The organism is Arthrobacter sp. AD-310 (assembly GCF_054656615.1).
The window spans coordinates 65,282-88,044 of the sequence record NZ_BAAHNO010000011.1; the positions used below are offsets into that span (position 1 = coordinate 65,282).

General features: G+C 67.0%; 18 protein-coding genes. 7 read left to right on the top strand and 11 right to left on the bottom strand.

Annotated elements, in window-relative coordinates:
* Positions 1-177: 177 nt before the first annotated feature.
* The gene (locus tag ACYQ1Z_RS08580; RefSeq protein ID WP_459792091.1) at positions 178-813 is read left to right on the top strand and encodes a DUF2461 domain-containing protein; all 636 of its coding nucleotides are present in this window, start codon (positions 178-180) and stop codon (positions 811-813) included.
* Positions 814-847: 34 nt separating this feature from the next.
* On the opposite strand, the gene ACYQ1Z_RS08585 is transcribed toward ACYQ1Z_RS08580, so the two are convergent.
* The 8 genes from ACYQ1Z_RS08585 to ACYQ1Z_RS08620 all read right to left on the bottom strand — a co-directional run bounded on the left by ACYQ1Z_RS08585 (position 848) and on the right by ACYQ1Z_RS08620 (position 10,404).
* Positions 848-1,462, bottom strand: coding sequence for a TetR/AcrR family transcriptional regulator (locus ACYQ1Z_RS08585; protein ID WP_459792092.1), 615 nt, complete (start codon positions 1,460-1,462; stop codon positions 848-850).
* A 100-nt stretch (positions 1,463-1,562) separates the two neighbouring features.
* On the bottom strand, positions 1,563-3,110 hold the full coding sequence (locus ACYQ1Z_RS08590; RefSeq protein WP_459792093.1) for an amino acid permease: 1,548 nt from the start codon (positions 3,108-3,110) through the stop codon (positions 1,563-1,565).
* Between the two features lie 172 nt (positions 3,111-3,282).
* The gene (locus ACYQ1Z_RS08595) at positions 3,283-3,693 is read right to left on the bottom strand and encodes a DUF779 domain-containing protein (RefSeq protein ID WP_459792094.1); all 411 of its coding nucleotides are present in this window, start codon (positions 3,691-3,693) and stop codon (positions 3,283-3,285) included.
* Positions 3,693-4,715 carry an alcohol dehydrogenase AdhP gene (adhP, locus tag ACYQ1Z_RS08600; protein ID WP_459792095.1) on the bottom strand — a complete coding sequence of 341 codons (1,023 nt, stop codon included), beginning with the start codon at positions 4,713-4,715 and terminating at the stop codon, positions 3,693-3,695. The genes ACYQ1Z_RS08595 and adhP overlap by 1 nt, the downstream gene beginning before the upstream one ends.
* A gap of 33 nt (positions 4,716-4,748) precedes the next feature.
* Positions 4,749-6,272 carry an acetaldehyde dehydrogenase ExaC gene (exaC, locus tag ACYQ1Z_RS08605; RefSeq protein WP_459792096.1) on the bottom strand — a complete coding sequence of 508 codons (1,524 nt, stop codon included), beginning with the start codon at positions 6,270-6,272 and terminating at the stop codon, positions 4,749-4,751.
* Between the two features lie 101 nt (positions 6,273-6,373).
* Positions 6,374-7,729, bottom strand: a complete 1,356-nt coding sequence (locus ACYQ1Z_RS08610; protein ID WP_459792097.1) for a GAF domain-containing protein — start codon at positions 7,727-7,729, stop codon at positions 6,374-6,376.
* 168 nt (positions 7,730-7,897) lie between these two features.
* Positions 7,898-9,343 (bottom strand): FAD-dependent oxidoreductase, encoded by a 1,446-nt coding sequence (locus tag ACYQ1Z_RS08615; protein WP_459792098.1) that lies wholly within the window; start codon positions 9,341-9,343, stop codon positions 7,898-7,900.
* Between the two features lie 62 nt (positions 9,344-9,405).
* Positions 9,406-10,404: a DNA topoisomerase IB gene (locus ACYQ1Z_RS08620; protein ID WP_459792099.1), complete on the bottom strand. Its 999-nt coding sequence runs from the start codon at positions 10,402-10,404 to the stop codon at positions 9,406-9,408.
* Positions 10,405-10,517: 113 nt separating this feature from the next.
* On the opposite strand from ACYQ1Z_RS08620, the gene rarD reads away from it, so the two are divergent.
* Positions 10,518-11,531 carry an EamA family transporter RarD gene (rarD, locus tag ACYQ1Z_RS08625; protein WP_459792100.1) on the top strand — a complete coding sequence of 338 codons (1,014 nt, stop codon included), beginning with the start codon at positions 10,518-10,520 and terminating at the stop codon, positions 11,529-11,531.
* Positions 11,532-11,604: 73 nt separating this feature from the next.
* Complete coding sequence (locus ACYQ1Z_RS08630; RefSeq protein WP_459792101.1) at positions 11,605-12,846, top strand: NAD(P)/FAD-dependent oxidoreductase; 1,242 nt, start codon at positions 11,605-11,607, stop codon at positions 12,844-12,846.
* A 162-nt stretch (positions 12,847-13,008) separates the two neighbouring features.
* Here the strand turns inward: ACYQ1Z_RS08630 and gabT are convergent, their stop codons facing one another.
* The gene (gabT, locus tag ACYQ1Z_RS08635; RefSeq protein ID WP_459792102.1) at positions 13,009-14,379 is read right to left on the bottom strand and encodes a 4-aminobutyrate--2-oxoglutarate transaminase; all 1,371 of its coding nucleotides are present in this window, start codon (positions 14,377-14,379) and stop codon (positions 13,009-13,011) included.
* Between the two features lie 77 nt (positions 14,380-14,456).
* A complete protein-coding gene (locus ACYQ1Z_RS08640) occupies positions 14,457-15,887 on the bottom strand; it encodes a gamma-aminobutyraldehyde dehydrogenase (RefSeq protein WP_459792103.1) in 1,431 nt (476 codons plus the stop codon).
* Positions 15,888-16,058: 171 nt separating this feature from the next.
* On the opposite strand from ACYQ1Z_RS08640, the gene ACYQ1Z_RS08645 reads away from it, so the two are divergent.
* Entirely contained in the window at positions 16,059-17,495 is a 1,437-nt protein-coding gene (locus ACYQ1Z_RS08645) for a PucR family transcriptional regulator (protein ID WP_459792104.1), read from the top strand.
* Positions 17,496-17,512: 17 nt separating this feature from the next.
* Here ACYQ1Z_RS08645 and ACYQ1Z_RS08650 read toward each other — a convergent pair whose 3' ends face one another.
* The gene (locus ACYQ1Z_RS08650) at positions 17,513-19,102 is read right to left on the bottom strand and encodes a CYTH and CHAD domain-containing protein (protein ID WP_459792105.1); all 1,590 of its coding nucleotides are present in this window, start codon (positions 19,100-19,102) and stop codon (positions 17,513-17,515) included.
* Between the two features lie 141 nt (positions 19,103-19,243).
* Between ACYQ1Z_RS08650 and ACYQ1Z_RS08655 the strand changes: the two genes are divergently transcribed.
* The 3 genes from ACYQ1Z_RS08655 to ACYQ1Z_RS08665 all read left to right on the top strand — a co-directional run bounded on the left by ACYQ1Z_RS08655 (position 19,244) and on the right by ACYQ1Z_RS08665 (position 22,751).
* Positions 19,244-20,575 (top strand): MFS transporter, encoded by a 1,332-nt coding sequence (locus tag ACYQ1Z_RS08655; protein ID WP_459792106.1) that lies wholly within the window; start codon positions 19,244-19,246, stop codon positions 20,573-20,575.
* 6 nt (positions 20,576-20,581) lie between these two features.
* Complete coding sequence (locus tag ACYQ1Z_RS08660) at positions 20,582-21,262, top strand: FadR/GntR family transcriptional regulator (protein ID WP_459792107.1); 681 nt, start codon at positions 20,582-20,584, stop codon at positions 21,260-21,262.
* 208 nt (positions 21,263-21,470) lie between these two features.
* Positions 21,471-22,751, top strand: coding sequence for an AI-2E family transporter (locus tag ACYQ1Z_RS08665; protein WP_459792108.1), 1,281 nt, complete (start codon positions 21,471-21,473; stop codon positions 22,749-22,751).
* Positions 22,752-22,763 lie beyond the last annotated feature (12 nt).

A 22,763-nucleotide genomic window follows, 5' to 3' on the forward strand; every position in this document is an offset into this window, starting at 1 on the left:
CGCCGAAGCCGCCACCAAATACTAAAACCCCATCACCCGGGACACCCCCGGCCCCGAAGTAACAGACCACCCCGCCACGGCACCACCCGCGGCGGGGTGACCTGTGTTAAGGGCCCCTTTTGCACATAGCGTCCAAGGCCTCTGGCGGGGGCACGGGGGTGCTCCTAGGCTCGCTCCATGAACACTTTTGCAGGCATTCCCCCGGAGGCTTTCCGGTTTTACGAGGAGCTTGAAGAGAACAATAACCGTGACTGGTGGCTGGCGAACAAGGCCACCTATGATGCCGCAGTGAAGGAGCCGCTCTCACAGCTGCTGGCGGAGCTTGAACCCGAATTCGGCCCGGCCAAACTGTTCCGCCCGAACCGGGATATCCGGTTCTCCCAGGACAAGTCGCCCTACAAGACCGCGCAGGGTGCCTTCGCAGCCCGGCAGGAGGGCGTGGGGTTCTACCTCCAGGTCAGTGCCGACGGCCTTCTGGTGGGCGGGGGCTACCATTCCCACACTCCCGCGCAACTGGCACGATTCCGCGCCTCGGCGGACGCCTCTGCCAGCGGGGCAGCACTGCAGGACATCGTTGACTCAGTGGCCGCTGCCGGGTTCGCCATCGAAGGCGAGAAACTCAAGACGGTCCCGCGCGGCTACGACAAGGACCATCCCCGTGCCGAGCTGCTCAAGCACAAATCCCTGTCCGCCGGGGTTGAGCTGGGCCAGCCGGCGTGGGTGGCAACACCACAGGCACGGGAGGAGATTGCGGGCCGGTGGCGGCAGCTGCGTCCTCTGGTGGAGTGGGTAGGCCGGTACGCTGCCCCCTGATGGGCAGGGCTGTACGGCGGCCGTCCGGGGGCCCTCAGGCGTCCTGCGCCGCCGCTCCTGCAGCCGCGAGCCTGGTTTCAAGGTTGTTGAAGAAGACCGTCAGCATCAGCTCGAACGCCTTTGTGGCCGCCTCCGGTTCGTTCATCACCACAAAGTCGAACTGCAGCCCGTAAAACGTGGAGGTGAAGAGGCGGGCATCCGTGTTCGCGTACTCCTCCGGGATGCCCTGCACCATCAGCCAGTCGCGTGTCTTGTGGTGGAGCATGCGGAAGTGCTCCTGGGACGTACCCCGCGGCTCTGCCGCCACAATGTCCTGGGCTGTGGCTTCGAATTCGAGCCGGGTCAGGTGGCGGTTCCGCTGGGCCATGGTCCACTGCCAGGAGTCGAGCAGGAAGTCCCGCCACGCTGTCCGGTCAATATCGTGGACGTCGGTGTTCCGCATCCGGTCCAGCCGGGACTCGATGGAAACCACGATCTCGTTGATCAGCTGGTCGCGGTTGCCAAAGTGGTACACCAGCACGTAAGAGCTCATCCCCAGGCCCTCCGCGAGGCTGCGGAAGGTCAGCTCCGCCAGGGTCTTGTCCATCAGGTAGTCGAGGATGGCACTGAGCAGCTCGGCTTTTCGTTCGGGTCGTGTCGGGCGTGCCATAAGTCCATCCTAGGAGCCTGCTCCGCCCGGAGCAGAGTCTGGCCCCGAGCATGCGAATGCCCGCCCGGAACGGGCCCGGGCGGGCATTCGGCAGAGGGCGTCAGGCGCGGCTGCGCTCCTGGTCCTCGATTGCGTCGGCTTCAGCGGCGTTGCCGTTTACTGCCGTGCTGGCGGCAGCGAACCGTTCGTTGAGCCGGGAGTGGCGCTGCCCGTACGCGAAGTAGATGGCCAGGCCGAGGGCGAGCCAAATCGCGAAGAAGATCCAGGTCTCCACGGCCAGGTTTGTCATCAGGTAGAGGCACAGGAGCGCGGAAACGACCGGCAGGACCTTGCCGAACGGGACGCGGAAGGCGGGCTTGAGGTCCGGCCGCTTCTTGCGCAGCACCAGGATTCCCAGGCTGACCACCACGAAGGCGGACAGGGTGCCGATGTTGATCATTTCCTCGAGCAGGTCAACGTTGGTGAGCCCGGCGACCACCGCTACGGCTGCACCACAGATGATCTGCAGGCGGGCCGGCGTCGCATGCTTGTCGCTGGTCCGGGACAGGGCCCGGGGCAGGAGGCCGTCGCGGCTCATGGCCAGGACAACGCGGGACAGGCCCATCAGCAGCACCATAATGACGGTGGTCAACCCGATCAGCGAGCCGAACGCGATGATTTTCGCGGCGGACGTGTCGCCGACGGCCTCAAAAGCCGTGGTGAGCGTCGGGTTCTCGGCCTCGGCAAGCTGGGTGTAGGACACCATGCCGGTGAGGGCCAGCGACACCAGGATGTAGAGCAGGGTCACGAGGGCCAGGCCGCCGAAGATACCGCGCGGCAGCGTTTTCTGCGGGTTTTTGACCTCTTCGGCAGAGGTGGCGACGACGTCGAAACCAATGAACGCGAAGAACACCAGTGCCGCGCCGGCAAAGATGCCCAAGGTGCCATACTGGGCCGGCGCCGCGCCTGTGAGGAAGCCGAAGAAGGACTGCTTGAGGACATCGGCTGCGCCCGTGCCGCCGGTCGGCTCCGCTGCCGGAACGAACGGCGCGTAGTTTTCGACCTTCACGTAGGTGAAGCCCACCACGATCACGAACAGGACGACGCCGATCTTGATCAGGGTGAAGATGTTGCCAACCCGGGCCGAGAGCTTGGTGCCGAGGACCAGCAGCACGGTGAAGACCGCAACGATCAGGAACGCACCCCAGTAGAGGTCGATGCCGCCCAGCGAGACGGCCGGCGGGATATCCGCCCCCATCAGCGCGAACACCTTGCTGAGGTAGATGCCCCAGTACTTGGCGATGACGGCCGCGGCGGTAAAGAGTTCCAGGATCAGGTTCCAGCCGATGATCCAGGCAAGAAGTTCACCCATTGTGGCGTAGGTGAAGACATAGGCGGAGCCGGCCACCGGGATGGCGGTGGCGAACTCGGCGTAGCACATGATCGCCAGGGCGCAGGTGATGGCGGCGATGACGAAGGACAGGGTCACGGCGGGGCCGGCGAAGTTGGCCGCCGCCTTGGCACCTACGGAGAAGATGCCGGCGCCGACAGCAACCGCGACGCCCATGATCATGAGGTCCCAGGTGCTGAGGGAGCGTTTGAGCTTGCGTCCGGGTTCATCGGCGTCGGCGATTGACTGCTCGATGGATTTGGTCCGGAGAAGGTTCATGGGGATCACAATCCTGGTTTGTGATGGAATCAGACCTATCAACGATAGTGTCCATCCACTGGACGACCCCAATCGTCTCGGATGGTGAGACGCGTGATTTGCCGAACCCTGTTCTGCTGAACACGCTTGGGACCCTCCTGGTGGAGGGTCCCAAGCGGTCAATGCCGAACCGCTACACCGGCCAGTCCTCCATCAGCGTGGACCGGATGAGGAAGCGTTTGCCCTCTGGGGCTTCCACCGAAAAGCCGCTCCCCCGGCCGGTCACCACATCGATGGTCAGGTGCGTATGGCTCCAGTAGCTGAACTGCTCACGTGACATCCAGAACTCCAGCGGCCGCGGTTCCAGGCCTTCCGAGAGATCGAACAACCCCAGGAGGACGTCCGCGTCCCCGGTCAGGAAATCACCGACGGGGTAGCACATGGGTGCCGACCCGTCGCAGCAGCCGCCGGACTGGTGGAACATCAGCGGCCCGTGCCGGCGCCACAGGATGCGCAGCAGGTCCACGGCGGCCGGCGTGAGCGCCACCCGGGAGAAGTCCTCCCCGGGCAGCGTCACTGCAGCCGGCAGGCTGTTGGGCACCATCAGAATCTCAGGACCACGCGGCCGTCGATCTTGGCGTGCTTCATCTCGTCAAACACCGCGTTGACCTCGGAGAGTTCCCGGACTGACACGGTGGGGTGGATTTTCCCCTGGGCGTAGAAGTCAAGGGCCTCTTCCAGGTCCTGCCGTGTTCCCACGATGGACCCGCGGACGGTCAGGCCTTTGAGCACAATCTCGAAGATCGGCGCCGGGAAGTCCCCGGGCGGCAGGCCGTTGAACACGATGGTGCCGCCACGGCGCGCCATGCCGATGGCCTGGCCGAACGCCGACGGGTGCACCGCAGTGACCAGGACTCCATGGCAACCTCCCGTTTCGCGCTGGATGACTTCTGCCGGATCCTCGTGGAGGGCGTTGACGGTCAGTTCGGCACCATGTGCCTTCGCCAGGGCGAGCTTGTCGTCCGCAATGTCGACTGCGGCAACGCGCAGGCCCATGGCCACGGCGTACTGCACGGCGATGTGCCCGAGCCCGCCGATGCCGGAGATGGTGACCCACTGGCCCGGCTTGGCCTCCGTCATCTTCAGGCCCTTGTACACGGTGACACCGGCGCACAGCACCGGCGCCACCTCGGCGGGGTCGGATCCCGCCGGTATCCGGGCGGCGAAGCGGGAGTCGACGAGCATGTACTCGCCGAAGGAACCGTCCACGCTGTAGCCGCCGTTCTTCTGCGCCTCGCAGAGGGTTTCCCACCCGGTGCGGCAGTACTGGCAGTCGCCGCAGGCGGACCAGAGCCAGGCGTTGCCCACGAGGTCACCGACGGCGAGGTCGGTGACGCCCTCGCCGAGGGCCACCACTTCGCCCACGCCCTCATGGCCGGGGACAAAGGGCGGGGAAGGCTTGACCGGCCAGTCGCCTTCGGCGGCGTGCAGGTCCGTATGGCAGACGCCTGTGGTGAGTACTTTGACCAGTGCCTCCCCCGGGCCGGGGGTGGGAATAGGGAGGTCCTGCACCTGCAGTTCTGCGCCGAAGGTGTTTACCACTGCTGCTTGCATTGTCGTCGTCATTGGCGATCCTTGCGTTGATGGAAAAGCCAGGGCTTAGAAGAAGCCCAGCTTGTTTTCGTTGTAGCTCACCAGCAGGTTCTTGGTCTGCTGGTAGTGGTCCAGCATCATGGCGTGGTTCTCGCGCCCGATGCCCGAGGACTTGTAGCCGCCGAACGCGGCACCCGCCGGGTAGGCGTGGTAGTTGTTGACCCAGACACGGCCGGCCTGGATTTCGCGGCCTGCGCGGTAGGCCACGTTGCCGTTCCGGGACCAGACGCCGGCCCCCAGTCCGTAGAGGGTGTCGTTTGCGATGCCCATGGCCTCGTCGTAGTCGCTGAACTTCGTGACGGCGACCACGGGTCCGAAGATCTCCTCCTGGAAAATCCGCATCCGGTTATGGCCCTCGAACACGGTGGGCTGCACGTAGAAGCCGCCGGCCAGGTCGCCGGGAAGCTCCGCCCGGGCGCCGCCGGTGAGGACCTTGGCGCCCTCCTGCTTTCCAATGTCGATGTAGGAGAGGATCTTCTCCAGCTGGTCGTTGGAGGCCTGGGCGCCCACCTGGGTGTCCGTGTCCAGCGGGTTGCCCTGCACCATTTTCTCCACCCGGGCCACGGCGTCGGCCATGAAGGAGTCGTAGATGTCCTCCTGCACGAGTGCCCGGGACGGGCAGGTGCAGACCTCGCCCTGGTTGAAGGCGAACAGCGCGAAGCCTTCCTGGGCCTTGTCGTAAAAGGCGTCGTCGGCCTGGGCGACGTCGTTGAAGAAGATGTTGGGGCTCTTGCCGCCCAGTTCCAGGGTGACCGGGATCAGGTTATTCGAGGCGTACTGGCTGATGAGGCGGCCGGTGGTGGTTTCGCCGGTGAAGGCAATCTTGCGGATCCGGGAACTGGAGGCCAGGGGCTTGCCGGCCTCCACACCGAAGCCGTTGACCACGTTCACCACGCCGGCGGGAAGCAGGTCGCCGATGAGTTCCATCAGCACCAGGATGGACGACGGCGTCTGCTCAGCGGGTTTGAGGACGACGGCGTTGCCGGCGGCAAGGGCCGGGGCGAGCTTCCAGACGGCCATCAGGATGGGGAAGTTCCAGGGGATGATCTGGCCGACGACGCCGAGCGGCTCGTGGAAGTGGTAGGCGGTGGTGTCGTCGTCGAGCTGTGAAAGGGTGCCTTCCTGGGCGCGGATGGCGGACGCAAAGTAGCGGAAGTGGTCGGCGGCGAGCGGAAGGTCCGCGTTGAGGGTCTCCCGGATGGGCTTGCCGTTGTCCCATGTTTCGGCGACCGCGAGCATCTCGAGGTTTTCGTCGATGCGGTCGGCAATCTTGTTCAGGATGGCGGCCCGCTCGGCCACGGAGGTCTTGCCCCAGGACGGTGCCGCCTTGTGCGCCGCGTCCAGCGCCAGTTCGATGTCCTCGGCGGTGCCGCGGGCCACCTCGCAGAACGCCTTGCCCGTGACCGGGGTGATGTTTTCGAAGTACTGGCCCTTGACCGGGGCCACCCATTCGCCACCGATCCAGTTCTCGTAGCGGTCCTTGAAGGTGACCTTCGAGCCGTCGGTTCCGGGCTGTGCGTAAACGGTCATTGCTGAGCTCCTTTGCTGTGCAGCAGGCTGTCCCGTGCGGGATCAAGCCGATGGAGCCAGCGTAGGAGCGTGCAGGTTGCGGCAAGGTTGCAACCAGGATTCTAGGCGCTGAGTTCGGCCTCGAGCCGTTCGAGGTCGGCGACGACGGCGGCGCGCCGGGGTGAGCGGGCGGGAAGGAGCCGGAGCGCGGCACGGCGGACGTCGACGTCGTCCCGCGCCTCGGGCAGCGCGGCGTACCGCAGCAGGGAGTCGGCGCTGCCGTCGGTCAGGACGGCCTCGCGCAGCAGCGAGGAGACTTTGTTCCGAAGCTCCGCGATGCCCGGAGCCTCGGACCGGGGCAGGACCGCGCCGCGGTAGATTTCCAGGGCGATGCGGTGCGCGCCCCGCTGCAGGCAGCTGAGCACCTGGCCGCTGTCAGGTGTGACGTCGACAGGGAGCCGGTAGGGCCGTGATTCCGGGACGGCGTCGGGATTGAGCTGCTGGAGGACCTTGCGCAGGCGCACCATTTCGGCCCGGAGTGTGATGGTGGAGCCGTCCCCGGGGTAGAGCAGGGCGCTGAGTTCGTCGGCGCTGAGCCCGTCCGGGTGGGTGCTGAGCAGTGCGAGGATTTCGCTGTGCCGGGCGGAGAGGACCACAGTTTTTCCGTCGAGGCTGAGCATGGCCTGGTCACGGCCCAGGAGTTGCAGGCTGTTCCGGTAGAGGCTGCCTTCCCTGCCGCCCGCGCCTGGTGCGCGGGAAGCGGAACCCGGCGCCCGGCGTCGTGCGGGCCTGCTGGCCAGGTCCGCGGCGCGCTGGAGGCGCTCCACCCGAAGTTGCGCCTGTGCGGCGGCGACCGTTGCTTCCACCAGGGACAAGGTGTGCGGCGCCACCGCCGTGTCCGTGCCCGTGATGTCCACGACGCCCAGCACGGCACCGGAATCGGGATCGTGGAAGGGGACCGCGGTGCAGCTCCATGCGTGGACGGCGCGCTGGTAGTGCTCGGCCCCGGCGATCTGGATGCCGCGTCCGAGTGCGAGCGCGGTTCCGGGGGCGCTGGTGCCTACCGTGGCCTCGGACCAGTCGGCGCCGGCCACGAACATCATGCCTTCGGCCCGGCGCTGCAGGGCCGGGTCGCCGTCCACCCACAGCAGCCGGCCCACCTCGTCCCCTACCGCCACAAGCAGGCCGCTGTCGTGGCTGGGCTGGACCAGCAGTTTATTGATGACGGGCATGATCGCGGCGAGCGGATGCTGGTTCCGGTACTCCTCAAGCTGGCCGCCGTCCAGCGCCAGCGGCGCGCCGGGATTGTCCGGATTGGCCTTGAAGCTGACTGAACGCTGCCAGGACTCCCTGACCAGGGGCCGGAGGCCGCCGGGGGCACCTGCGAGCGCACCGCCGTCGAGCCGGCCGCGGTCCAACTGTTCATGGGCTGCCAGGGCACGGCGCTGCAGCGGCTCCGCCCGGGTGAGGTTCTTCATCGAACTCCTGTGCTGCTGTGCTGCCTTGAGGGGTACGGCACCGCGTGCCGGCCAAGGGATGGACGCCATTGTAGCCCGGCAACATCCCTCCCGGCAGCGCGAATTTTTGTCCAGGTATGCAGGGCTGGAAGGCGTTTAAGTCGGCATACCTGGACAAAAACTCGGGGGTCAGGTGCGGGAGATGCGGATCATTTCCTCGCGCGGGACCACCTTGATCCGTTCGCGGACCACGTGGTCCAGGCCTTCCGGGCCCGTCCAGGCGGCACCGAGGCCGGCCTCATGGGCGTCGAGCTTGTTCCAGCCCTCCCACGTGGTGTATTCGATGCCGCGTTCCTCGAGCAGGTCGATGATGGCCTGCGGGTCCGGGTTCTGGGCGGGGGGCAGCATCAGCCGGTCCTCAAGCAGGAAACCGATGGTTTCCAGGGCGTCGCCCTTGGTGTGGCCGATCAGGCCGACCGGGCCGCGTTTGATCCACCCTGTGGCGTAGATGCCCGGAACCGCTTTGCCGTCCGCGTCCAGGACCCGGCCGCCCTCGTTGGGGATGACGCCTCGTTTGGCGTCGTATTCGAGTTCATCGAGCGCCGAGCCGTGGTAGCCGATGGCCCGGTACACAGCCTGGACCGGGTACTCGATGTACTCGCCGGTGCCTTTGACGTTGCCCGTGCCGTCCAGCTGCATGCGCTCGAACCTGATCCCGCCCACCTTGCCGCTGCCGGCCGCGTCTCCACCTTCGGCGAGTATCTCCACGGGACTGTGCAGGAAGTGCAGGTGCAGGCGGCGGGATGACGGGTTCTCGGACTCGGCGTGCTCTTCCACCAGCCAGTTGGTGAGCGTGTTCACCATGGTCTTGGTCTGGTTGTTGGTCCGGATGGCCTCGTCGGAGGCGTCATCGAACTCGAAGTCCTCCGGGTACAGCACAATGTCGACGTCGTTCATGTGGCTGAGCTCGCGCAGCTCCAGGGGCGTGAACTTCACCTGGGCCGGGCCGCGGCGGCCGAACACGTGCACGTCCGTCACCGGAGATGACTTCAGCCCCTGGTAGACGTTGTCCGGGATCTCGGTGCTGAGCAGCTCCTCCGGATGCTTCACGAGCATCCGGGCCACATCCAGTGCAACGTTGCCGTTGCCGATCACGGCGATTTCCCTTGCGTCCAGCGGCCATTCGCGCGGGACGTCGGGATGGCCGTCGTACCAGGACACAAAGTCGGCGCCGCCGAACGAGCCCTGCAGGTTGATGCCGGGGATGTCCAGGTCCGCGTCCTTGACAGCGCCGGTGGAGAAGATCACGGCGTCGTAGAAGGCGCGGAAGTCGTGAAGGGTGAGGTCCCGCCCATAGGTGACATTGCCCAGGAAGCGGATGTCGCCGCGGTCCAGGACCTTGTGCAGGGCGTTGACGATGCCTTTGATCCTGGGATGGTCCGGGGCGACACCGTACCGGATCAGGCCGTACGGCGCGGGGTAGGCCTCGAAAAGGTCGATACTGACTTCGAAGTCCCCGTCCTTGACCCCACTGGATTTGGTGAGGATGTCCGCAGCATAGACCCCTGCCGGTCCTGCCCCGACGATGGCGACGCGGAGCGGACGGGTGGACGCTGGTTCGCTGGAGTTGGACACCTGGAGCCCTTCTGACGATGCGGATGCGCCGGATGGGTGCGCACAGTCCCTAATTCTAGGCCTCAGCCGCTTTTCGCCAGCGGAACCACGTTGCCTTCCCGGTAGAGCAGGGCACGCAGTTCCGCCTCTGCCGAATCGAGCCGCTTGGGATCGATGGTTTCTCCCTCGTTGTAGTGGTCCACCACACGGGGGTCCACATAACTCTTCCGGGCGATCGACGGCGTGTTCCCCAGTACCTCTGCGGCCTCCATCATGGCGCGGCTTACGGCCCGCTTGCGCTTGGCCACCGTCTTCTGCGGCCCGGTCCTGGCCAGGCTGGCGGCCGCAGCCACCGTCCCCCGGAGGGTGCGGAAATCCTTGGCGGTGAAGTCCGAGCCCGTCCGTTCCTTCACATAGGCGTTGATCTCCGCACTGGTGACGGGCCTCCAGGTCCGGCCGGCCTTGTAGGCCAGGAGCCGGGCGTTAGGCCCGCGGCGCCTAAGCAGCCGGATCAGGACCGCGAGGTCGGGGTCGCGGATTTCCGATTCCCAGTCCTTGCCGCTCTTGGCCGGAAACCGAAGCATGATCCGGTCCTTGCGCACCTGGACGTGCGCGCAGAGCAAGGTGGCCAGCCCGCGGCTGCCGTTTTCGTTCGTGTACCGCTCAGAGCCCACGCGCAATGACCCGGAGTCGAGCATCCGGAACGCGGCGGCCAGGACCCGGTCGTGGCTGAAGCCTTCACTGCGGAGGTCCATCGTCACGCGGCGGCGGGCGGCAGGCAGCGATTCAGCCAGTTGGAGGGAGCGGTCGAACTTGACCCGATCCTTCCGTTCCCGCCATTCCGGGTGGTAGATGTACTGCCGCCGCCCCACTGCGTCCAGTCCGGTGGCCTGGATGTGCCCGTTTTCGAAGGGCGCAATCCACACGTCGGTCCAGGCCGGCGGAATGCCGATGCTTTCCAGCCGGTCCCGGACGGGCCCGGGCGGGACGGTGGAACCGTCAAGGTCACGGTAGCTGAAGCCCTTGCCCGCGTGGATCCGGCGGTACCCGCGGCCCGAGGCATTGCTGCGCCGGAGCCTCATGGCGCGGCTTCAGGGAGGTTGGCACATGTCATGAAAGCAAGCCTACTGACTATTTTCCGGTTTTCGGGCCGGATGGTTTGGAATAGGCGGTCCAGGGCTGGTGTTATGGCTTCGTGCCCTCGCCCAAAGGATCCTCCCCCGCCCTTTCACACGCCGCGACCTCCCGCGGGACGCCGCCCAGGGCCGCGGGCCCCAAGCCGGTGGACAAGGATACGACGGCGGGCGTCCTCTTCGGCGTCGGAGCGTACGGGCTGTGGGGGCTGCTTCCGCTGTACTTCTTTGTGCTGATGCCGGCCGGAGCTGTCGAAATCGTGGCCAACCGGGTGGTCTGGTCGCTGATCTTCTGTGCCCTGCTGATCACCGTGACCGGGGGCTGGCCCGTGCTGGTGGCCGCGCTCAGGAACCGCACGGTTTTCGGTTCGCTGGCCCTGGCGGCGTTCCTCATCGCGATCAACTGGCTGACCTACACGTTTGGCGTCACCACGAACCAGGCCGTGGAAACCTCGCTGGGCTACTTCATCAACCCGCTGGTCTCGGTCCTGCTGGGCGTTTTTGTGCTCAAGGAGAAGCTCCGTCCGCTCCAGTGGGCCGCCGTCGGCATTGGTTTTGTGGCCGTGGGTGTCCTGACGTATTCCTACGGCAAGCTGCCTTGGATCGCCCTGACCCTGGCGTTCAGCTTCGGCCTGTACGGCTTCGTGAAAAAGCGCGTGGGCCCGAAGGTCGATGCGGTCACGAGCCTCAGCGTGGAAACCATGGTGCTGGCCCCATTTGCGGCGGCCACCATGGTGGTCCTGGCCACCAACGGCACAGCCACGCTGACCAGCCAGGGCGCCGGCCACTTCTGGCTGCTGCTCGCCTCCGGCGTGATTACCGCGGTGCCGCTGCTGTTCTTCGGCGCCTCCGCACGCAGGCTGCCCATGACCACCATCGGGCTGCTGCAGTACTTCGCACCGGTCCTGCAGTTCATCGTTGCGCTGGTTGTTTTCCGGGAGGCAATGACACCGGAGCGGTGGATCGGTTTTGGCGTGGTGTGGCTGGCCCTGCTGGTCCTCACGGTGGACATGCTGCGCAACACCCGCAAGGCGTCGCGGGCCCGGAAGCGGGTCATGGTGCAGTCCGGCACCTGAACGGCGCCTGAACTAAGGCCCGGCAGCCGCCGCACCCCTGTTGCCCGGAGCACGGTTGGAGTAGGTTGCTCGGATGGACGACTCATATCAGGTCATCGTGGTGGGGGCGGGTTTCGCCGGGATCAGCGCAGCCAGGGAGCTTGGCCGCAAGGGTGTGCAGGTGCTGCTCATCGATTCGAACAACTATCACCAGTTCCAGCCCCTGCTGTATCAGGTGGCGACATCCCAGATCGGGGTCTCGGCCATTGCCAGGCCCATCAGGTCCGTATTCCGGCGGATCAGGAACGTGCGCGTCCTGACGGCGGAGATTGCCTCGGTGGATGCCGCCAACCACACCGTAACCACAGCGGAGGGCAGCACCTTCAAGGCAAAGATCCTGGTGCTCGCGGTGGGGGCGGTGCCGAATTTCTTCAACACGCCCGGCGCCGAGGAGCACGCTTTTCCGCTCTATTCCGTCACGGACGCCACGCGGCTGGGCAGCAGCGTGACGAAGTTGCTGGACCAGGCCGACCGCCAGCCCGGAGTCCAGGTGGACATGGTGGTGGTGGGCGGCGGGCCCACGGGTGTGGAGACAGCCGGGGCGCTGGCCGAGAACATCAAGTACGTGGTGACCAAGTACTTTTCCCCCGAACTCGCAAGGCGCTGCCGGGTGCACCTGGTGGACATGGTCCCCACCGTGCTGACCATGTTTTCAAAAAAATCGCAGGAGTACACCCGGCAGCGGCTGGCCAAAATCGGCGTCCAGCTGCACATGGGGGTGGGGGTCACCGAGGTCCGGGCGGATGGTGTCACGCTGGCCGACGGGACCAACATTCCCGGCGGAGTGGTGGTGTGGGCCGGCGGCCTGAAAGGCGGGCAGCTGCTCGCCGGTTCCGGGCTCCCGCAGGGGAAGGGCGGCAGGATCGATGTCCGGCCCGACCTCACTGCTCCCGGAGCGGAGGGGGTCTATGTTATCGGCGACGCGGCCAACATCACCGATTCCACCGGGGCTAAGCTCCCCCAGTTGGGATCTGTGGCACAGCAGGCCGGAAAGTGGGCCGCCCGCAACATTTACGCGGACCTCCATAACGGAACGCGGGAGCCCTTCCGCTACCTGGATAAGGGATACATGGCGATGATCGGCAGGGGCGCGGCCGTGGCCGAGCTGGGCCGCCAGCGGCTGCAGCTGCAGGGTCCGCTGGCGTTCATGTCCTGGCTGCTCGTGCACCTGGCCCTCCTGTCCGGAGTGCAGCAGAAGGTCCGGGCCCTCTTCTCCTGGCTGAACGGGTATGTCCTGCACAGCCCGGCCCAGGTGGTGGTCGGCGAACCAAAGTAAAAGCCCCGATGCCAGGCGGGCAAACGAAAAGCCGCCAGGCCCGGAACGCCCGGTGGTTGAGCTTGTCGAAACCGGTTTCGACAAGCTCAACCACCAAGTTTTCCGGAGCCCGGCGGCTTTTCCTGCGCCCGTTGCGAAAGGCGCCGGCGTTGGTGCCGGTCTTTAGGCGTTCGCCTTGATGGCGGCGGCCAGGACGTCCAGTCCGTCGTTCAGCAGCTCGTCGGTGATGACCAGCGGCGGCAGCAGGCGGATAACGTTGCCGTAGGTGCCGCAGGTGAGGATGATGACGCCTTCCTTGAGGCAGGCGGCGGCCACAGCCTTGGTCAGTTCCGGGTTGGGTTCCTTGGAGCCGGCCTGGATTAGTTCAATGGCCAGCATGGCGCCGCGGCCGCGGATGTCCCCGATGACGCCGGTGCCGGCACCGGCAAGCTCGGCCTGCAGGTCGCGCAGCCGGCTGGTGGCGAGGGCTTCGATGTGCCGGGCGCGGCCGGCCAGGTCGTATTCCTCCATGGTGCCAATCGAGGCGAGCGCTGCGGCGCAGGCGACCGGGTTGCCGCCGTAGGTGCCGCCAAGGCCGCCCGGGTGGACGGCGTCGAGCAGGTCGGCGCGGCCGGTGATCGCGGACAGCGGCATACCGCCGGCGATGCCCTTGGCCAGGGTCATGATGTCCGGCACCACACCCTCGTGCTGGACCGCGAACCATTCGCCGGTGCGGCAGAAGCCGGACTGGACCTCGTCTGCGATGAAGACGATGCCCTTTTCCTTGGCCCATGCGGCCAGCGCGGGGAGGAAGCCCTCGGCGGGAACGATGAAGCCGCCCTCGCCCTGGATGGGCTCGATGATGATCGCGGCAACCTGGTCGCCGCCGATCTGCTTTTCGATCGCGGTGATGGCCCGCTTGGCGGCCTCGGCCCCGGTGATCTCCGGGTTTTCCTCGCGGTAGGGGTAGCTCATCGGCATGCGGTAGACCTCGGGCGCGAACGGTCCGAAGTTGGTCTTGTACGGCATCGCCTTGGCGGTCAGCGCCATGGTCAGGTTGGTGCGGCCGTGGTAGGCGTGGTCGAAGGCGACGACGGCGTCACGCCCGGTTGCGAGGCGGGCCACCTTGATGGCGTTCTCCACTGCCTCGGCGCCGGAGTTGAACAGGACGGTGCGCTTTTCGTGGTCGCCGGGGGTGAGCCGGTTCAGCTGCTCGGCGACCGCCACGTAGCCTTCGTAGGGGGTGACCATAAAGCAGGTGTGGGTGAAGTGCTCCACGGCTTCCTTGACGGCGCCAACGACGGCGGGATCGGATGCGCCCACGCTGGTCACAGCGATGCCCGAGCCGAGGTCGATGAAGGAGTTGCCGTCGACGTCCTGGATGATGCCGCCGTCGGCGTCCGCGACGTAGACGGGGACGCCGGAGGCGACACCCGCAGCCACGACGGACTTGCGGCGTTCGGCCAGGGCGGCGGACTTGGGGCCGGGGAAGGCGCCGTTGATGGAGCGCTTCTGCTCCAGCCGGTAGGAAAGCTCAGGTGCTGTGGTGGTCATTTGGGGGGCCTTTCAGTGCTGGTGGTTGAGCTTGTCGAAACCCGGGGTTGCCACAAACCCAACCACCGGAAAATTGTTTAGGAATCGAGGGCGGACATGACGTGCTTGATGCGCGTGTAGTCCTCCACGCCGTACATGGAGAGGTCTTTGCCGTAGCCGGACTGCTTGAAGCCGCCGTGCGGCATTTCGGCGGTGAGGAGGATGTGGGTGTTGATCCAGACGGCGCCGAAATCCAGGTCCCGGCTCAGGCGCATGGCCGTGCCGTGGTTGGACGTCCAGACGCTGGAGGCCAGCGCGTACTCCACACCGTTGGCCAGTTCAACGGCTTCTTCCTCGGTGGTGAACTTCTGCACGGTGATGACGGGGCCGAAGGTTTCCTTCTGCACCACGTCGTCGCTCTGCTTGGCGCCGGTAATGATGGTGGGCTCGAAGAAGTAGCCCTTCTCCCCCGCCCGGTGGCCGCCGGTTTCGATCCGGCAGTTGGCGGGCAGGTTCTCCACCACCGAGGTCACGGCGTTGAAGTGGTTCACGTTGTTCAGCGGCCCGAAGTAGTTGTCTTCGTCGTTCTGCGAGCCGGTGTGCAGGGTGCGGGTATGTTCCACCATGGCGGCCACAACGTCGTCGTGCACGGACTCCTCCACCAGCACACGCGTGATGGCGGTGCAGTCCTGGCCGGCGTTGAAGAACGCGAACTCAGCGATCGCGGCAGCGCTCTTCTTGATGTCGGCGTCCTTGAAGACAATGGCCGGGGCCTTGCCGCCGAGCTCCAGGTGCGCGCGCTTCAGGCCCTTGGCGGCACCGGAAGCGACGGCGATGCCGGCGCGGACGGAGCCGGTGATGGACACCAGGCCGGGCACCTTGTGGTCGACCATCATGGCGCCGGTTTCGCCAGTACCCAGGACCACGTTCAGGACACCGGCGGGGAAGATGTCAGCAGCGAGGCGGGCCAGGACCAGGGTGGACTCGGGGGTGGTGTCCGAGGGCTTGAGGACCACGGTGTTGCCGGCGGCGAGGGCGGGGCCGATCTTCCAGATGGCCATCAGGAACGGGTAGTTCCACGGGGCCACCTGGGCCACGACGCCGATCGGTTCGCGGCGGACGTAGGAGGTGTGGCCCTCGAAGTATTCGCCGGCGGACTTGCCTTCGAGGATGCGGGCGGCGCCGGCGAAGAAGCGCAGCTGGTCGGCGCCGGCGGCCACTTCCTCGGAGGCGATCAGTGAACGGACCTGGCCTGTGTTGCGGTGCTGCGCCTCGACCAGCTCGTCGCTGTTGGCCTCGACGGCGTCAGCGAGCTTGAGCAGCATCAGCTGGCGCTGGCCGGGAGTGGTGTGCTTCCAGGTCTTGAAGGCGGTCTGTGCAGCGGCCATGGCGGCGTCGACGTCCGCCTGCACCGAGATGGGGGACTTGGCCACCACTTCCCCGTTGGTGGGGTTGACCACGTCCAGCAGGCTGGTGCCGGCGGGGGTGACGAACTCCCCGTTGATGAAGTTCTGCAAGGTTTGGACCACGGTGTGCAACCTCTTTCGTAGCGGCCATCGGCACCAAAGCGGAATGGACCAGGGCGTATGGATGGAACTGGTTTGAGCCTATGCCAGCGCACCGGGCCAGTGAATAGCCACCTGCACACCCTTCATCCCGGGGTTTAGTGCGGTTGTCCAGCCCCCGTTTATCCTTGATCCATGGCCATTTCCCTCGCTGCCCTGCTGGGCGTGAACTCCCTGAATCTGTCCAAGGCGGGGGTTGCAGAAACCACCTGGCACCAGGACATCAACTGGGTGGCGGTGACGGAGCTTGAGGACCCGCAGCGGTTCATCAACGGCGGGGAACTGATCCTGACCACCGGCCTGCGGTTGAGGTCGGCGCAGGAACAGCGGCGCTTTGTCCGGCAGGTGCAGCGCGCAGGCGCCGTGGGGATCGGTTTCGGCGTCGGGCTGTCGCACGAGGCGGTGCCACCGGCGCTCCTTGCCGAGGCGAACCGCTGGGGCCTGCCGGTGGTGGAGGTCCCTTACGAGACGCCCTTCATTGCCATCACGAAACTCGTTGCCGATGCGCAGTCGGCGGACCACTACGCCAAGCTCGAGCGGCTGATCGCCGGGCACCAGGTGCTGGCCCGCGCCCTGCTGACCGGCGGCGGCCTGGCCGAACTCCTGAAGCAGCTGGGCAGCATGCTGCGGACGGACATTGCGCTCACCCAGTTCACGGCGGAACTGTACAACAGCACAGGCGCGCCGCCGTCCGCGGAGTCCTGGTCCTCCTATCCGATCCCAACCGGCCGGCGCGACGCCTGCACCCTGTGGGTCCGCAAGCCCTTCGAGGACTCCGGCATCATTGGTTACGCCCAGAACCTGATCAGCGTGGAACTGAACAACATGGTCAAGCAGCGCCAGGCCCAGCGTGCCCTGTGCGGCCAGGTGCTGGAGGACGTCATCCACGGGTCGCTGGAAACCAGCGAGGCACAGCGCAGGCTTGCCGGCATCGGGGTGAACAGCACCCGCAAGAACGTGGTGTTGCTCGCCGTCTCGGCGGCGCACAACAAAGCCCTGGGAAGCACCGCCGTGCCGCGCGAACTCGAAAACTCCGTTGCCGCCGTCGTGGGCAAGGACCTGGTGCTGGTGGTCAACGACGACGGCGGCGCGGCGCCGTCACTGGCGCGCAAGCTCAGCGACCACCTGGCCGAGGCCGGCATCCACGCCACCATCGGCATCGGCGGGGCATACACCAAGCCGAACGGATTGCGGTGGAGCTATTTCGAGGCCCGCGACGCGGCGGGGCACGGGCTGCCGGTGAACGAACCGGAGCGGCTCAGCCTGACGTCGCTGCTGCTCGCCAGCGAGGATGTGCCGCTGGCCGACATGGCGCACGAGTCGCTCAATCCGCTGCGCACCTTCGACGCCGCCCATGGGGCGGAGCTGATGACCACGCTGGAAAGCTACCTGAACAACAACGGGTCCGTGGCCGCCGTCGCCGAGGAACTCACCCTGCACCGCAACACCGTCCGTTACCGCCTGGCCCAGATCACGGAACTGACCGGGTACGACCCCGCCGTCACGCCCGACCGGGTCCAGCTGTGGCTGGCACTCGCGGTGGCCCGCTTGTCGGCCCGGCAGGGAAGGTAGCCGGACGCAGCGCAGGGTCAGAGGACCCCGCGCCGGAGCAGGTCGCGGGACTTCCTGCGGGCCTTCCGGTACTTCTTCTCAGTGGCGGCCATCAGCTCTTCCTGCCGCCGCACCAGCGCGGCATACGCTTCGACGGCGGCGCCGGGCTTCCGGTCCTGCTGCAGGCCGGCCAGCAGGTTTCGGGCCAGGACGGCGTCGTGGAAATCGCCGAGGAGTTTTTGCTGCCTCCTGGCCGCCTTGGCCACTTTGCCGGCGCGTTTGCCCTTGACCAGGGCCGCGGATTCCGCGACGTGCCGTAGCCGCTTGGCGCTGATGCGTGTCCGGTGGAGGGCGTTCTCGTGGTCGGTTCCGCGCCGGGCGTGCGCCGCTGTCTTGTGCGAGCGCCGCAGCCGTTTCGCGGCCTTGTCCACCGCCTTCCCCACCGTCCTCTGCCCCGGTGCCACGGCCTCGGTTCGCAGGGGCGGGTTGTCGCGGAACTCTTCCAGGCTGTCCAGCAGCCGGAAATAGCGGTCGGAGCGCAGGGCTGCCTGAAGCCGGCGGTACCCGGCGTCGTAGGACGCGCCGACCTCGTGTTCCACCCGGGCGCGGGCCGTCTCGATGCCGGGACCGGAGGCAAGGTCGTCGAGGTGGCCCCGCAACCGGGCAAGCAGCACCTCCGAGTCCCGCGGATCACCGAGGAGCGTTCCCAGCCATTTGAGGTCGTCCCGCAGCCGGCGGACCGGCACGGCACGGTAGAGCTTCCGGTAGGCGGCCAGGACCGAGCGGATCCGGCGGGCTGCCGAGCGCATGTCATGGACGGCTTCCGGTTCCTCCAGCCGGACCCCGCCGTCGCGGGCGAGGAGTTCGTCGATCTGGGCGGCCACGTAGACGGTCACGACGGCGGCGGCGGGGGCTTTCTTCCCGGCGGCCGGCGCGGGACTACCTTGCTCCGGCGCGGCTGTGCGGGCGGCGCCGGCCGCACCTTCCCGTGGTGCCCCGAGCGCCTTCCCAAGTTTGGAGGCGTGGCCCGCGGGACGGGCACCGGCAGCGGCAAGCAGCTCCCCTGCCGGCGCGAACAGGCCCGTGTCGCCATGGACCAGCTCCAGTTCCCACTCACGCCACTGCTGCCTGTGCCCCGCTTTCCCGCCGGCCGCCCCCCGCAGCCGTTCGGCCGTGACCCGGTCATCCGCCAGGTCAGCCAGGTGGACGCCGTCAGCACCGTACAGGGGGTGGGTGGTGCGCTCGGTGTGCAACCGGACCACAGGAACGGGGTCCACACCGCGCACATACGCCTGCACGCGGGCCAGGAGGACGTCGGGCACAACGCCGGCCTGGCCGAGCGGGGCATGCAGCTCTCGGCGCTGCTGCGGTTCCGGCCCCGTTCCGTCCGCCCCCTCCGGCGGCAGTTTCAGGTGCCAGCCGGCATCGGTTCCGCCCGTGCGGCGGCGAAGGGTGATGCGCCGTTTCGCCAACTGGTGGTCCGGGGTGTCAAAGTACACGGCGTCCAGCTGTGCCGTATGCGGCTCCCCCATCCTGGCAACGCCGGGAAGGTTCGATAGGGCCGGAACCACGGCGTCAGCGCCGACGTCGTACTTCTTTTCAACCTCAAGTCCCTGCGAAGCTTTCACAACCGTCCTTCCACATCGCCGCGGCCCAAACCACCCGGTGAGGCATCCCGGCGTAGGCAGTCTATTCCCCGCGGCGTCCCGGCCGGGAGAGCTTGCCCACAAAACCCGAGACATCAAACGTCTAACCTTTACTCTGGAAGCATGTCCGCCACTCCGCCCGCCCACGCCCCCGCCCCGTCCTCCCCGCCGGCTCCCGTCGTGCCTGCTTCTCCCCCACCGGGCACGTCCGGCAGGACCCAGGATCCGCGCCCCAGGGACGCGGCGGTTGTGCGGCTGGCCGGAGCCAAGCCGAGGGCCGCAGTGGTGTTCGGCGTCGTTGCACTGCTGCTCATTGGCCTGAACCTGCGGGCGGGCATCACCGGGGCGTCCGCGCTGCTGCACGACCTCCAGATGGTGCTGGGCTACGGCCCCCTGGTGGCGGCCGTGATTCCCTCAATCCCCACCCTCTGCTTTGCCCTTGCCGGTGCCGGCACGTCCTGGCTCACGGGACGGCTGGGCGTGGAGAAGGCGATCCTGCTGTCCCTGGCGCTCCTCGCGGGCGGGCTGCTGCTGCGCGGCATTCCGGCCACCGGGATGCTGTTGGCCGGGAGCGTGGTGGGCATGTCCGGCCTCGCGGTCTGCAATGTGGCCATGCCGTCGTTCATCCGGGAGCATTTCGCCGCCCGGACGTCGCTCATGACCGCCCTGTATACGGTGACCATGACCACCGGGGCCACCGTGACCGCCGTCGCCGTGGTGCCCCTGGCGCAGGCGCTTGGCTCGCCGTCCGCCGCCGTCGGCGCCATCGGCATCACCGCCGTCGCGGCGTTCGCCGGGTTCATTCCCGTGGTGCTGCACGCGCACCGGAACAAGGCGCGGGCCTCCGCCGGGCGCGTATCTCCCTGGCCACTGCTGCGGACCCGCAAAGGGCAGTTGCTGACCGCCGTCTTCACGCTCCAGGCGCTGCTGGCTTACGCGCTGCTCAGCTGGTATCCGTACATGCTGACCACCCTGGGGCTGAGCGCCTCGGAAAGCGGGCTGATGTTCGGATTGATGCAGCTTGTGTCAGTGCCGGCGGGCATGGTCCTGATCGCCATCGGGTCGCGGCCCCGGATGCTGCGCCCCGCCTTCTACCTGGTCAGCGTTGTGATGGTCCTGGGCCTGGCCGCCGTACTGGTCCTGCCCGTGCAGCTGTCGCTTGTCTCGGCGGTCCTGCTGGGCTTCGGCCTCGGGATCTTCCCGCTGGTGATGGTGATGATCAGCCGCAGCGGCTCCAGCACGGCCGAAACCACGGCCCTGTCCACCCTGGCGCAGTCCACCGGCTACCTGCTGGCGACAGCTGGCCCTTTTGGAATGGGCCTCCTGCACAGCGCCACTGGCGGCTGGACGCTGCCCCTGGTGCTGCTCCTGGCCCTGGCGCTGGTCCAGGTTGTCGTGGCGCACCTGATCACCGGGCCGGCGATGACCGGCAAAGCACCGACAAAGATAAAGTAGGACTTCATGGCACTAAGCCCCTCCACCAGAGCGCCGCTAGCGGACGAAGTCACCGCCAAACTCCGGGCGATGGTCCACTCCGGCGAGTGGCCGCTGAACCAGCGCATCCCGTCCGAGACCGAACTGATGGCCGGCCTGGGAGTTTCCCGAGGCACGCTCCGCGAAGCCATCAAGGCGCTCGCCCACAGCGGCATGCTGGAAGTCCGCCGCGGCGACGGCACCTACGTGCGCGCCACCAGCGAAATCTCCGGGGCGGCCCGCCGGCTGTACCAGGACCACACGGAGCAGCACATCCTGGAAGTCCGGCTGGGACTGGACACCCAGGCAGCCCGGCTCGCGGCCCGCAATGCCACGCCCGACGACGTCACGGCCCTGCGCGCGCTCCTCACCGCCCGGGACCAGGCCTGGCACGGCGGAGACTACGAGGCATGGGCGCAGGCAGACTGGGGCTTCCACGACCGGGTGGCGCAGGCGTCGGGCAACCCGCTGCTGCACGAGCTCTACGTCAGCTTCGGCCCGGTGTTCCACCAGGACCTGCTCGCCCAGCACCGCCGGCCGGGCTTCCAGGGGCTCCCGCCCGAGGGGCACGAGGTCCTGCTCGACGCCATCGAACGGCGGGACGAGGCCGGAGCAGTCGCGACCGTGAACAGGAACCTAAACTCCTGCGCGGAGTGGCTGGGCGCCTAAACTCCTCTACCCCGGAGTTTTTGTCCAGATATGCACGCTTCCGGTGCACACAGCCCTGCATATCTGGACAAAAACTGCACGAATGGGCGGGTGTTTGACCGGCCGGGGTTTCGCCGGACCTAAATCGGTCAGTAGGCTTACTATCTGACGTAGGTAACCAGCCTGCCCTGCACCCTGCAGGCGCCCGCCGATGATGAGGAGTTTTTCGATGGCGCGATCAACCCGCCTGACCGACGACGAAACGGGCAGCGACACCCGGAATCCGGAGACGTCCGGCACCCCTGCCGGCGCGCCCAGGCAGGGCCAGCCCCTGGGGGAAATCCAGCGGGATGACGCCGGGGCCGGCGGAGTTCCCTCCACAGGGGGTGGCCGCCTGCCACAGCAGCAGGGTCACAAACCGGCCAGCGCCCTCTGGGCGGACGGCCTGGGCCGTGTAGGAATCCGGGCAGCGCAGATCCTGCTGATCCTCGCCGTCGTGGTTGTCTCCGTCTACGCACTGATGCAGATCAAGCTCCTAGTCATCCCGGTGCTGATCGCGCTGATCCTGGCCGCCGCGATCGGGCCGTTCGTGAACATGCTGCGGCGCCGTGGAATGAGGGGCGGCCTTGCCACCGGTATCGCCTTCATCCTGCTCCTGCTGCTGCTGGGCGGAATCTTCACCATCATCTACTTCTCCGTACGGAACCAGTGGGGCGAACTGGCAGCACAGGCCTCCTCCGGGCTGGATGAACTCGAGGAGTTCCTCCGCAACGGCCCCATCCCGATCGAACAGGAGCAGCTGGACCAGGCGCGGCAGGGCATCATCGAATTTGCCACCAGCAGCCAGGTCCGCTCCGGCGCCATCACCGGGCTGTCCGTGGTCACCGAGTTCTTTGCCGGTACCGCGCTCATGGTGGTGATCCTGTTCTTCTTCCTCAAGGACGGCGCCAAGATCTGGAACTTCTTCCTGCGCCCCTTCACCGGCCGCCGCGAAGCGAAGCTGCGCCGGGTGGGCAGCCGGACCATGGAGGTCCTCGGCGGATACGTCCGTGGCACCGCCATCGTGGCCCTTGTGGATACGGTGGCCATCGGCGCGGCGCTGCTGATCATGCAGGTCCCGCTTGCATTCCCGCTTGCCATCATCGTGTTCATCGGCGCCTTCATCCCGCTGGTGGGCGCCACCGTCGCCGGAATCCTGGCCGCCCTGGTCGCGCTTGTTGCCAACGGTCCGGTGGTGGCGCTGGTTGTGGTGGCGGTGGTCATCGCGGTCAACCAGCTCGAGGGCGACCTCCTGCAGCCCATCGTAATGGGCAAGTCGCTGCAGCTGCACGCGCTGGTGATCCTGATGGCGCTGACCGCGGGCACCATCCTGGCCGGCATCGTGGGCGCGGTACTGTCCGTCCCGCTCGCCGCAGTCGCCTGGGCCATCATCCAGGTGTGGACGGCGGAGGACCCGAACCTTGAGGACATGAACCCGGACCTCCCGCCCGCGGGCTCCAAACCCATTTAGCCCTCCGGAGTT